This window comes from Candidatus Saccharimonadales bacterium (assembly GCA_035317825.1).
Lineage (GTDB): Bacteria > Patescibacteriota > Saccharimonadia > Saccharimonadales > Saccharimonadaceae > DATHGB01.
Genome location: DATHGB010000030.1, coordinates 1 through 12,167, shown reverse-complemented (window position 1 = coordinate 12,167; position 12,167 = coordinate 1). Strand labels below are relative to the sequence as shown.

Here is a 12,167-nt window from a genome sequence, read left to right as displayed (position 1 = left end):
ATGCATTATGTCCGAATAGTAACTACCCTCTATTCTTTCCGCCGAGAAATAGGCGTTGTTATTGGTGTGCTTGTAGCAATTCTTGTCTTACCTATATTTGCTACCATCGGGCTGCTTAACAACGGCGTTCAGGGCGCGTCAGATGCTTTAGTCTCTGTTAATCCCGTAACGCACAAAGTTGAAGTGCGCGACGCTAAGGGCGCGCTTATAACAACGATGGACGCTACAACAGCGTGGCCAATCAAAGGAGTGGTGACACAGGAGTTCGGCCATCCTAACCCGCCCTATCAAACGGCTCATAGCGGTATTGATATTGACGGTGGTTTTGGCTCATCCGTAACGGTTTTTATGCTGGGCAAAGTTATCAAGGTTGGTGACAATGCGCTCGCAGGCTGTGGGTCGCACTGCGTGATCGTAGACCACGGCTTTGGTATTAATTCGGTCTATGCCCATATGTCAGCGCATACGGTTCAGGTCGGACAAACCGTAAAACCAGGCGATGTTATCGGGCAAGAAGGCGCTGAAGGCTGGGCTGAGGGCGCGCATCTCCACTTTGAGATACGGATTGCTCATATTCCTGTTAACCCTCGGGTATTTATGATTGGCAATCCGCCTCCCAGGAGTTAGTCGTATGGAATATATTTTACGAATCGGTAGTAGCGAAACTATGATTACTTATGTAGTAATTGGTATTGCTATGCTTGCGGCTGTACTCCTCTTTATGATCTACATTCGTTTCATTGATCTTAAAAGAGTGTACCAGCAAAAGACAGTCTTCATAGAAGTAACCCCGCCGTATGAGGCGAGTAAAACCCCCGAGGCAATGGAGCAGTTATTCCACATTCTTCACGGCGCAGGCGCAACCCAAAAGCTTAAACAAAAATTATTGCGTCGGAGTAACATATTCTCTCTTGAAGTAACATCGACCCGACATGAAGGCGTGCGTTACGTTATCGGAACGAGTGAGCGTGAAGCTGATTCGATTGAACGGAGTATTGCAGCATTTCTTAGTGACTCACGAGTAAAGAGAATTGATGATCCGTTACTTCGGAAGAATGCTTTTACGAAGGTAAAAGAGTTTAAGCAAACAAAGCACTTCGCGTTGCCAATTCGGACGCAGGCTACCTTTGAACAGCATGACCCGATTGCCTATGTCACTGGCGCTATGAATAGGCTTTCCGACGACGAACAGGTAACACTGCAACTCGTTATTTCACCAGCTCGTATTCGTAATATGGCGGCGATTGTCGATCGCTATCATGAATTCTATAAGGTATCAGATGCGACGCACAACAAAGGTTACGGCCACCTCTTCCGCTCCGAGCTACGGGTTCGCGTTGTCGCTACCAGCTCGAAGCGTAAAGACGAACGACTCCACGGCATCGAATCCGCAATTGCCTCATTTAGTATCCCGAAAGTGCAGACGCTCAAAGCCCGCTATAATTTCCCTCAAGCTTTGCGTGGGCGTTACCGCGAATGGGCTTTTGCACACCGTATGCCGTCACTGATACCGCGTAACTCAAATATATTTTCATCGCTCGAACTCGCGAATCTCTATCACTTCCCTGCGAGCCAAACGTCGACAGAAAACCTCGTCGTGTCACTAAGCCGCTCTTTAGCACCGCCTCTCTCGATTATTAACAACACGGATTACGACGTTGTTTTAGGCCGCAACTTTCATCGGGGCGTCTATATAGACATTGGATTAACCGCCAAGGAGCGGGAAAAGCATGTTTATATTATCGGTGGAACTGGAAACGGCAAGACGACGTTGCTTGAGTATGGCATAGTGCAGGATATCCAAAATGGTAAAGGTGTTGCCATCGTTGATCCGCATGGCGACTTAGCCGAGTCATTGCTTAACTCAATTCCAGAAGAACGCGAGAAGGATGTTATTTACTTTAATCCTGATGATCTCTCTTACCCAATTGGGCTTAACTTGCTAGAACTGACACCTGGGCTTGATGAAGAAGATGCGCTGCGGGAACGAGATCTTGTGACAGAATCTGTCATCTCGATATTTCGTAAGATATTCTCCGATGATGATAATGGCGGGCATCGTATTGAGTATGTTCTCCGAAGTGCCGTCCATACAGCCCTTACCGTAGAAGACGCCACGCTGTTTACGATCTATGATTTACTAAATGATCCAGATTATAGATACAAAGTTGTTGGCAAGCTCGAAAATAAAGACCTCAAGAACTTCTGGATAAATGAAATGGGCAAAGCTGGCGGCATGCAACAGGTTAAAATGGTTGCCGGTATTACCGCAAAGATTGGGCGCTTCTTATTCTCTGCGTCCGCAAAACGTGTTCTCGAGCAACCAAAATCTACTATCAACTTCGATGATATTCTTAACGGTAAGATTTTAATATGTAACTTCTCTAAGGGGTTAATCGGTGAAGACACCTCAGAGCTATTCGGCATCGCGGTTCTTGCCAAACTGCAACTCGCCTCCTTGCGACGCGCTCGCCTACCACAAAAGCAGCGTATTCCATTTTATCTTTATGTTGATGAATTTCAGAACTTCGCGACCGTCTCTTTCGTACAAATGCTATCTGAATCGCGTAAGTATAAGTTATTTCTTGTCATGGCCGAACAGTCCACATCGCAACAAGATGACCAGAACATGGTTAATATAATCCTTGCGAATGTCGGCACGGTCATCTGTTTCCGCACTGGCAACCCAGCCGACGAAAAACTCATACTGCCACTGTTCAGCCCATATCTCGAAGAAGGCGGTATCTCAAACTTGCCGCCGTACAATTTCTATATGCGTATATCCGCGACCAAGCCACAAGAACCGTTTTCGGGCGAGACACTATTATTGGACGATGCTGGTAGCGAAGAAATGGCTGAAAGAGTTATTGGATTCTCAAAGTTACAGTACGCTAGAAAATATATTCCACCAATGATGGAAACTGAAAAAGAGAACCCGAAGCAAAGTAGCGAGAGCAGAGTTACTAAACAAGCAGTCCAAAAGAAGGATAAACTGAAAACACACCGCAAAAAAAGCATTACATAGGCTCAGATTCTAGCCCGTATACTTTTTAGCATCAGATTATTTATGCTATTGAACGATGGAAGTCAACGACGCGTAATACCTCAACGACATCCCTTATACTATAAAGAGCAACCTGATAGTTGGAGTTAATTAAATGGCAGACATCTTCAGTAGAGAAAAACGCAGCGAAGTTATGAGTCTTATTAGGAGCAAAAATACAAAAGCGGAAATAATAACGTTCCGTTACTTGCGTCAACGCCATATATACTTCCAGAAGCACTATGGCCGAGCCCCAGGAAAACCTGACGTGGCACTACCACGCCGTAAGTTGGCTGTATTCATCGACGGCGACTTCTGGCACGGTCGTACTCTGGATCAGTTAAGGATCAGACGGGGCGGGAGTGACGATGATTACTGGATAGCCAAGATTACCCGCAATGTAGAGCGTGATCACAGCCAAGAAGCAATACTCGCGGCCTCGGGATGGCGAATATCACGTGTTTGGGAGCGTGAAATACTAAGGAAGTCAACTCGTGACGAGGCGCTCGAGCACATTGCTAATTTCTTAATTGATGGAAGAAATTTAGTCTAGGCTGACCGTATTTTTTGTTATTACTCTGAATTCAATATCACGTATCCAAGCTTTGCGAATTGCCGCATCACAACGTTTCCGTACTTTCTTGCAGGCAGCTTCTGACCTACAGATAAACACAATGACCGGGAACTCCGAACCAATTGCAGCCCATTCACCACTCATCCGGTAATCGAAATAACGTTTAATCTTCTTTGAGACATCAATAAGCAGATGCGCATCATCGTCTACGATATCAAGGAAGAAATACTTCATGTTGTCCGTCTGAAGCGTCAAATAGGCGTCGGGTAGAGGTTTTGGTAAGTTATTCAAAACATATTGGTCACTTTTAGATAGGAAGTCCAGCCCATCGCCATAATCAGCCATCAGCTGGCTATAAAGCCCAAACACAGCCACACAGTGCATGACAAACTGCTCGCGCACCATACTGTCGCGGTAAATACCTTTGATGTTAATCTCATCCGTATCATCTTCATCGCGGTATTCGCCAAGCTTACGCGCTCCAGCCGGCAGCAAATAATACGCGACTGGTTTATGTAGAAGCTTGTAATTGTCAAAATAGCGTTTCGCTATAAAGCCTTGTTGCTCTAATGTTTCCAGTCTTCTAAATACATCCATGCCTGGATTTGATTCAATAAAATATTCCTTCAACGTCGCTACCGTCACGAACCGGAACTTATACAATAATTCTAGTATCTGTACTTGTTCATTATTTAACGCTTGTCTGTATGTTAGTTCTAACCTATCCATAACTACTTACCTACTACAACTTATCCATTATCCATACATTTATTTCCTTCTATATATTTATATATTAAGAAGAGAGAAAAGAAAAGGAGTGTTTAAAGGGTAAAAAGCAGCGAGATAACTACATTTCGGGGAGTGTAGTTATCTTGTAGGTAAATGGCTGCAGAAACCGCTTTTTCTAGTCTTCCGAGGTACTATGATATCTTTGACATTCAGTAATCATAAATATTGTAAATAATACTACTAATCGTCCGTAACATTTATCAGTTAATATGATATTATTGACTTAAGTATAAGGGGTATAAACTGATGAAAACTGCAACAATAACAGAACAAGAAGATATTAATCTGGATGGCGTATTAGATAGTATGACGATAAAACCAGTAAAAAGTTCACGAAAGACTAAATTCACTTTCATCGATTTGTTCGCGGGTATTGGCGGTACTAGGCTTGGTTTCGAATCAGCTGGTGGCAAATGTGTATTTACATCCGAATGGGATACTTTTTCCCAGAAAACATACGAGGCAAATTTCGGCGACAAACCCCACGGAGACATCACGAAAATACACACGTCTGATATACCAGATTTTGACGTACTATTAGCAGGCTTCCCATGCCAGCCATTCAGTAGTATAGGTAGACGCCAGGGGTTTGAACACGCGACACAGGGTACTTTATTTTACGATGTTGCCCGAATAATAAAAGATAAGCAGCCTCGGGCATTTATGCTAGAAAACGTGCCTGGACTATTAACTCACGACAAAGGCCAGACGTTTGAAATCATCAAGAAAACCCTCGATGAAATCGGTTACACAGTAGGTTATAAGGTTCTGAACTCAGCTGAGTTTGGCGTGCCACAGCAACGTAAGCGCATTTATATCGTCGGGTTCAGGAAGGAACTTGTCGCGGATGATTTTGATTTTGAGTTTCCAGTAGGAATGAAGAAGGACGTATATATCAATCAGTTCCTGGAGCGTGATGCGGTCGGGTACTCTATTAGTAAAAAGTTGCAAGATGGCTATATGCGCAAACTTGATGACGGAAGGCCTATGCTAGTAGACCACAGTACTGCAGTGCACGTTAAGACATTAGTGGCGTCATACCATAAGATCCAACGGCTAACTGGCACGTTCGTAAGTGATGGTGAAACTGGAATGCGCTTATTTACGGAAAGTGAATGTAAGGCAATAATGGGATTCCCTACCGACTATAAGATTCCCGTATCGAGAACTCAGATGTACAGACAATTCGGCAATTCAATAGTCGTACCAGTAGTGTCTGCGGTCGCAAAGAAGATGGCAAAAGTTCTTAGCTAATCCGGGTGTCGTATCCGTACTTTTGGTACATAGCGAGTACATCGTCACAGAAAGCGATCATATTGGCATCATCGAGAGAGACAGCTTGTTCACGCATCTTCAGGAAAAACCTTTTGCCAGCCTCGGTTTGTGAATAATTCTTTTTGATAAAGTTATGTTGTCCGCACAATGTTTGGCCATTCCCTATGGTTGCTCGTCCACCCTTCTCTTTTGGTTTGACATGGTCAACCTGTAGGTCTACACCTTCAGCCTTGCCATTTCCACAAACCACGCAGCGGTAATTATCACGCAATAGTATCTCGGCTTTTTGCTGAGGAGTGAAGTCATAAAGGTCATTACGCCTGACGTGGTCTGGGTCGTACATGTAAACACCCTTTTCTACCTTAATCAAGATGCCTTTCTGAGAGAGGTCTCGCACAGCTCTGTCAGGATCGCGAAATATTTTACCAGTAAGACTCAGCCATTCAGCAATTGCCCAGTCTACCGCCTCCGAGTGGGGCACGGGTTCGTTCGGTCGCATTTTATAGTACTGTAGGATCAAACTTGATTGACTATGTTGAGGCGCTATCATAGCGAAATAGTAACACACGTATATTCAAAAGTCAACTATACAATGTTCTGAAAAATATGCAAATCTTAGCTTTCCAATGTCGGTATAGATTCGCACAAACAACCTGTTTATGGTAAAATAGGAGCGGTCATGTGAACCTGCTAAAAGACAGGAATAACACAAAAACCGAGGTCGAGATGACGTATTGCTTACGTCACACAGGGTTATAGAATAGCAAGAAGGGGCTATGAGGAAAATGGCAACGTATATCATCCGCAAAGACAACCAGCATAATTACTATTGGGTGTTGCGCTCTGACGAGAACTACAAAACTGTCGCAATGAGCAGTGAGTCATACGATTCCAAGCAAGGAGCTAAAAACTCCATTGCATGGGTTCAGGCAAACGGTAAGACCACTTCAGTGGTCGATGACACCGACGAATAAATAAGAGGTAAATGGAAAAGTGACTGGTTTATAGAGAGCTACGGGTCAATTGCGACCCCATCTGCGCTAGAAAAATCACACCTCCCAAATTAAAATAGAGCGAGAAATCGCTCTATTTTAATTTCTAGAAATAGCAGCCATGCTTCAGGAGTTATGTCCAACTCTGGATAAATAGACAGTAATCATATAATATTTAACTACATAGATAATAGGGAGAAGATTGAAGACTATGCACTTACTTATAGACAAGACCTTTACAACGAGCCGTCCAGAGAGCTACCGCGTACTGCGATCAATAGCTGTTGACGAGAATGTTGAAAACCTTAAGTCATACTACGCAGGTTACGAAAAGGCGCTCGACGAAGTTCTGCAAATCCTCGAGCAGCATAATAGTGGTCGCGAGTTTGTATTATCCAGGCTTCATAACGTTGACGACTAAAATAACACTTTTATTTAATGAAGAAATGCTATCATTAAGCTAATGGCAGCAATATTCATCAAAATGTTACTATCAATAAGCTCATTTTCTGGCGTACTATATTTCTTCGTACTCACAAACCTAGACGCACAAGTTAAGGAAATGAACTTATTCGGGTTGATGCCTTTTGATACATTTATAGTTCGACAAGTATCTTATTTGCTAGTCTTTTTTTCATTCGCGTTGCTGACTTTAATCCTTACGAGAAGAACGTTCAAGGCAGAAGATACGCTACGGGTGACTGAAATTAAGCCAATTGAAAGCGTCGCCGTTCCAACTTATATCGGGTTATTCGTAATAGCGATAGGTCTAAACTCAGTCGTAGCACCTATTGCAGCTGTCATATTAATCATTATGTTCCTCTTCTGGATGCGTCTTGAAAGAATCTTTTATTTTAACCCAATCTGGCTCTTCTTTGGGTATAGGTTTTACGAGATAAAAAGCGACCGTGAGAACACCTATACTTTAATTACAAAAAGAGATAGACTTAAGGGTAAGCAATCACTGGTGGGCTTAAGGCGGATAAACAATTACACATTCTTGGAGAGCTAATGATTTTTGCAAAGATGAAATCCGAAGGTCGCAACCTTCCCCAGTACCGTTTGATCGCTTCAGGCGAAAGTGAACTAAGAGATTTCACGTTTTACTCCTTTCCGAATATTCACTTGTCGACTAAATTTGACCCAGAAAAGGTGCTTGAAGGCGGCCAGTGGTTTTACGTTACGCTATCGGATGAGCAAAGAGAATCTATGATCAGTCCTTATATAGGAAACGAAGAGTCGTCTGGGGATTTAAATCATACCGTTGAATCGGACTACGGCTCAGTAGAAGTTATTTATCGAGTTGACGCAGGCAAAGCTGTCTTTACGAAAATCACAGACAGTTACCGAATTGCGAATAAACGAATTTTGAAGTTTTTTGATTCCGAAAGAGCACAAGTCTTTACCGAAGAAAATTCTGTTGAGTTCAGCGGAGAACCACATGCGTTCTATGATGGTGCGGGAATATTATACTTTAGAAGCTTTAAAACTATTCGATCATTATTCCCTGGTGTTGAAGAATTCTTCCGTCGTGCAACGGAATCCGAAAAACAAAAATTCCTTGACTGTGCGGTATTTGACAACCAAGGAGTGAGCCCTGACAGTATAGGTCAAATTGACTCTAGGCGCATTGCAACAATTCTTCAAGATGAATCAGTTGACATTGAGAACACATCACAACATCAAAAAATCATCAATGCAGTTGGCAAGTATGCTGATTACCTCGGAATCACAATAGTAAATAATAAAATCGTTCTTAAAGACAAGAAGGACGTTACGAAAGTAGTCAAAGCACTCCTAAGTCGGTACTATACGTCTGAGATCACCGGTCTGCGAATGGAATCGTATGGTTCGGCAAAAATAAGCTAAATCGCTCATCGTCACTCTTACTGAAACCAAATATCTCTTAGATCTCAAGGCGCAAGAGGAATTCTTGTACTCGACGAAAATCGTTGAAGGCGGCGTGTGCGTAGGTCAGGATATAACCACCTGTCCGTATAAGAACGCCAGTTGACCATGTAGCCCAGAATTGGAACACTGTTTATCAAAGTCTGCTAGTGATGCATGAGAAATTAGCAGATTTAGATCAAGGTTGCTCAATGTCAGGCAAGCTCGAACATTGTAAATAATTTCGCTTAAGACTTTTGGACTGCTTGTTGGCCGATACCGATTTTACTTGCCTTCTCCATTGCGGCGTAAAGCCCGTCTCTCATTTTTTCGGAGATTTCAAGATCATGCACGAGTACAAAGTAAAATTGAACGAAAGTTTTCAAGTACTCGTTAATTATCAGAAAGTGGATACTGTCAGCCTGCTCGTTAGCTGTAAATAGACTAGCGACGTTATTTCCATGCGTAAACTGACTTAATAAGTCATAAATAAAATGTGAATCTGTGCCAACTTTCTTCACTCGGTCTTTAATAGATGACGATGACCAGAATTTGTCTTCAACTCTTGGATTGATATCGGCATAAGCATTCTTTAATTCCCAGCTGAATTCAATGTTAGTGCTCAGAAAAGCTTTCGATCTATCGTCACTATCTCTTATGTGAATCATCATCCCGTAGTTTTCGAGTATCGATCTAAGAATTATGGCTCGACTAAAGATGAAGTTATTAGGAAGCAATTCTAGAAACCCGGAAAATAGATCACATTGGGCTACGGAAATAGCTGCCAATGCCTTTTGGTAATTCGTTCCGTTTTTGTAGTTGCTTAGTAAAACTTCTAAAATGCCTTCAATCTCTGCCTCTAGAATGCGGCCTGCAAGATACTGTTGGTCAAGTGTAGGCTCATTTGATGCCATTATTAACCATAGCTCAGGGGTTGTTGATCTGCGTGTGCGTGTTCACCGATGTTGGTTCCTAGGACTGGGCCTTCGAGAGGCTTCCACTTCGAGCCTTTCGTGCTTAAGTCCCTAATGAAAAGCTCGCCTTCGCTAGTTAGAACGATTAGCTGCTCCACTGCGCCGACATAATCAGAATTGGACATGCCATAACCTACCGTAGCGATCTGGATAATTTTATGCGGATTACGAGCCTCTTCCATAAGAAATATTATACCAGCTTCTGGTAGAAGAGATGGAGTTATTAAACTAGGCGGTAAGATGCCATTGTCACAAGGGATTCGAGCCCGCACAACTCACGAACAAGAAAAATGACAGATACTTGCGCATGTGTCATTTTTCTTGGATGGCTGTAAGTCTCTCAGCTGGCACCCCTTGGTCGAAGACTTTATTCTTGTTGCCAGGAAGCTAGAAAAACTGGGTTTTATTTATCATCGTAGAATCTTATATGCTAGAGACTGTAGGAGCTAGAAGTATGCAGAGATCCAGAAAGTAGTATCTTGTTTATTGAGCTACTATAGGGGTGGAGAAAGTACCTTGTCTAAAGTAGTTTACTAATTTGACACTTATTTATATCTAGGTTATGATCGCAATAAGTTATTAAGGTTATACTATTGAGTACTTATTGAGGAATATAATGTCTGCTAATACTATCCACGATAGTCCCTTTGACAAATTAGTTGCGAATCCTGCCCATCCGGTCGATACGCAACCACCGCATCCTGGCTTAGCCGAAGAGGAGCTTCGACGCCAATTTTTAGAATTTCGAACTGCTGCTGGTTTAACACAGGGTGATGTACAGAAATATTTCGACTGGTCTAAGTCGAAACTACATCGTATCGAAAATGGTCCAACCCCCATAGGCGTTGCTGACGCTCGTAATATGCTTCAGATGTACGGTATAAAAGACGAGACCTTTTCGGAGCTAATTGAAAAAACGCGTTTTGTTAAAGACCTACACAAGAGAGAGGGTGATGATTTATTTTCTAAAGCTGAAACTTCTTTTTTGAAACATGAAGCCGAAGCATCCGCGGTACGCATATACGAACCAGACTTCCTACCCGATGTGATGCAGCCACTTGAATATGCCCACGCATTGGCGCGAGTACTCAAGCCGGGTGTAGACTCTGAACGAGCCAGAGATCTAGATGATTTCCGACTGAATCGTGCTGCGTACCTTTTGGGTCAATACGGCCCAAAGCTACATGTCATTCTTGACGAAACTGTTCTGCACCGAGCAATTGGTGGTGAGAAATTATCTGATTCTGACCCGACAAAATATAGCGTTATGGCACTAGCGATAAACGGGTTGCGTAGCTTGCATTCAACTGGCAGCTCTAACGATACAACTGGCGCAAAAAACGGTCAGCTCAACCTTCATATTACTATCCAGGTAGTGCCATACGAGGCTGGGCCATATCCGTTAATGAATTACCCTTACTCAATTTTAGACATGCCGGATGATGACAATGAACAAATTGTATATGTAAATGGCAATCTTCATGGTCAAAGTAATGATGGACTGTCAAAGGCTCAGACGGCATCATATGTCGAGGCTTTCGATGAGCTAGCCCAGCGCATTCCTGGAGCTGACCAAACGGAAGACATACTTAAGTGGGTACTAGATAGTTATGCTTCTTAGGTATAAAGAGCGATGAAATAAAAAAATACGCCCGAAATGGACGTATTTTGTTAGAAATGATTACTTGGCTGGCGGTGGGTCTGTCAGCTGGCACCCCTTGGTCGTAGACTTTCTTCTTGTCGGACAGAAGTTAAAGAAATTTGGATTTGTCTACAACCAAGGCGATGTCATTATTATCGAGCCTTCGCTATGATTAATAACTTTCTACTAACTTCGCCAGAGCGAGAATTTTTTGGTCAGAGCATTAATCTTTTCTATCTCACCAAAAGTAACAATGCCCCAATATTCAAGTTCAGCCTCGGGTGTTGTTTTGGTCTTTTCTTGTTGCTCGGCGTAGGTACCGACAGTCATAGTGCTCGTAAAATCAACAAAACGAATACCTTCGTCAGTAAGCGCTTGGCGGAAGGTACGAATTTTATTCGAATTGTCGGCTTGCAGAACGATAAAGGGATTGTCAGAAATATTTGGATGAGTATTGCCGTTAGCATCTTCGTAGTTGTCAAAGCGCATTTCTTTTGGTTCAGGATACGAAGCGGCAAAACCTGCCGTAATATGCCCCAGTGCGTTCATCAAGTTACCAGTGGGGATTTTCTTGTTCAATACGGCAACGAATTTGTGTGTAGTCGGAATGTAGTCCATGTCTTAGTCCTTTTAGGCTTTAGGGTTATGCGAAATAAAATAGTGTGTGAGAAATATACGCCCTACGGGGCGAGGAGAAGTTGTATTCGGCGAAGCACTATCTTAGTCATTTCTTTCAGTATACAACTATTTCGTGAGCTTGAAACCTTTACATATTCATCTGATTTGAGAAAAGGGTGCCAGACAAAGACAGATGCCTCAAAAAATGAGGCATCTGCACATCTGTTAATAATCTTGGCTGACCTAGTGTCTCGAAATTGGAACACTATTTACCCAAGCCTGCTTGATGCTTACCAAAAGCTAGAAGATCTACGGCTGTTTGTTGATGAGACCATGTATGACGAATGAGTCATTATTATTGATAATAACTTCA

The 12,167-nt window shown here is 42.8% G+C and carries 14 protein-coding genes; 9 read left to right on the top strand and 5 right to left on the bottom strand.

Annotated features, from left to right (window positions below; all coding sequences use genetic code 11):
- The 3 genes from VK497_06125 (at position 1) to VK497_06115 (ending at position 3,596) form a co-directional block, all read left to right on the top strand.
- Complete coding sequence (locus VK497_06125; GenBank protein ID HMI09945.1) at positions 1-627, top strand: M23 family metallopeptidase; 627 nt, start codon at positions 1-3, stop codon at positions 625-627.
- A gap of 4 nt (positions 628-631) precedes the next feature.
- On the top strand, positions 632-3,025 hold the full coding sequence (locus tag VK497_06120; GenBank protein ID HMI09944.1) for a type IV secretion system DNA-binding domain-containing protein: 2,394 nt from the start codon (positions 632-634) through the stop codon (positions 3,023-3,025).
- Between the two features lie 133 nt (positions 3,026-3,158).
- Complete coding sequence (locus VK497_06115) at positions 3,159-3,596, top strand: very short patch repair endonuclease (GenBank protein ID HMI09943.1); 438 nt, start codon at positions 3,159-3,161, stop codon at positions 3,594-3,596.
- On the opposite strand, the gene VK497_06110 is transcribed toward VK497_06115, so the two are convergent.
- Complete coding sequence (locus VK497_06110; protein HMI09942.1) at positions 3,588-4,346, bottom strand: replication-relaxation family protein; 759 nt, start codon at positions 4,344-4,346, stop codon at positions 3,588-3,590. The two genes, VK497_06115 and VK497_06110, sit on opposite strands and share 9 nt — an antisense overlap.
- A 306-nt stretch (positions 4,347-4,652) precedes the next feature.
- Between VK497_06110 and VK497_06105 the strand changes: the two genes are divergently transcribed.
- Positions 4,653-5,660, top strand: a complete 1,008-nt coding sequence (locus VK497_06105; GenBank protein HMI09941.1) for a DNA cytosine methyltransferase — start codon at positions 4,653-4,655, stop codon at positions 5,658-5,660.
- On the opposite strand, the gene VK497_06100 is transcribed toward VK497_06105, so the two are convergent.
- A complete protein-coding gene (locus VK497_06100; protein ID HMI09940.1) occupies positions 5,653-6,231 on the bottom strand; it encodes an HNH endonuclease in 579 nt (192 codons plus the stop codon). The two genes, VK497_06105 and VK497_06100, sit on opposite strands and share 8 nt — an antisense overlap.
- Before the next feature lie 235 nt (positions 6,232-6,466).
- Between VK497_06100 and VK497_06095 the strand changes: the two genes are divergently transcribed.
- The 4 genes from VK497_06095 (at position 6,467) to VK497_06080 (ending at position 8,542) form a co-directional block, all read left to right on the top strand.
- Positions 6,467-6,655 (top strand): YegP family protein, encoded by a 189-nt coding sequence (locus VK497_06095; GenBank protein ID HMI09939.1) that lies wholly within the window; start codon positions 6,467-6,469, stop codon positions 6,653-6,655.
- 229 nt (positions 6,656-6,884) lie between these two features.
- Entirely contained in the window at positions 6,885-7,094 is a 210-nt protein-coding gene (locus tag VK497_06090; protein HMI09938.1) for a hypothetical protein, read from the top strand.
- Positions 7,095-7,136: 42 nt separating this feature from the next.
- Complete coding sequence (locus VK497_06085; protein ID HMI09937.1) at positions 7,137-7,685, top strand: hypothetical protein; 549 nt, start codon at positions 7,137-7,139, stop codon at positions 7,683-7,685.
- Positions 7,685-8,542 (top strand): Kiwa anti-phage protein KwaB-like domain-containing protein, encoded by an 858-nt coding sequence (locus VK497_06080; protein ID HMI09936.1) that lies wholly within the window; start codon positions 7,685-7,687, stop codon positions 8,540-8,542. Before VK497_06085 ends, VK497_06080 begins: the two co-directional genes overlap by 1 nt.
- 266 nt (positions 8,543-8,808) lie before the next feature.
- On the opposite strand, the gene VK497_06075 is transcribed toward VK497_06080, so the two are convergent.
- Both VK497_06075 and VK497_06070 read right to left on the bottom strand, forming a co-directional pair.
- Positions 8,809-9,474 carry a hypothetical protein gene (locus VK497_06075; GenBank protein HMI09935.1) on the bottom strand — a complete coding sequence of 222 codons (666 nt, stop codon included), beginning with the start codon at positions 9,472-9,474 and terminating at the stop codon, positions 8,809-8,811.
- A 2-nt stretch (positions 9,475-9,476) separates the two neighbouring features.
- Entirely contained in the window at positions 9,477-9,716 is a 240-nt protein-coding gene (locus VK497_06070) for a hypothetical protein (protein HMI09934.1), read from the bottom strand.
- Positions 9,717-10,150: 434 nt separating this feature from the next.
- Here VK497_06070 and VK497_06065 point away from each other — a divergent pair, with 434 nt between their 5' ends.
- Positions 10,151-11,155, top strand: a complete 1,005-nt coding sequence (locus tag VK497_06065; protein ID HMI09933.1) for a helix-turn-helix transcriptional regulator — start codon at positions 10,151-10,153, stop codon at positions 11,153-11,155.
- 207 nt (positions 11,156-11,362) lie between these two features.
- Here the strand turns inward: VK497_06065 and VK497_06060 are convergent, their stop codons facing one another.
- Complete coding sequence (locus VK497_06060) at positions 11,363-11,794, bottom strand: DUF2000 domain-containing protein (GenBank protein HMI09932.1); 432 nt, start codon at positions 11,792-11,794, stop codon at positions 11,363-11,365.
- Between the last annotated feature and the right edge of the window lie 373 nt (positions 11,795-12,167).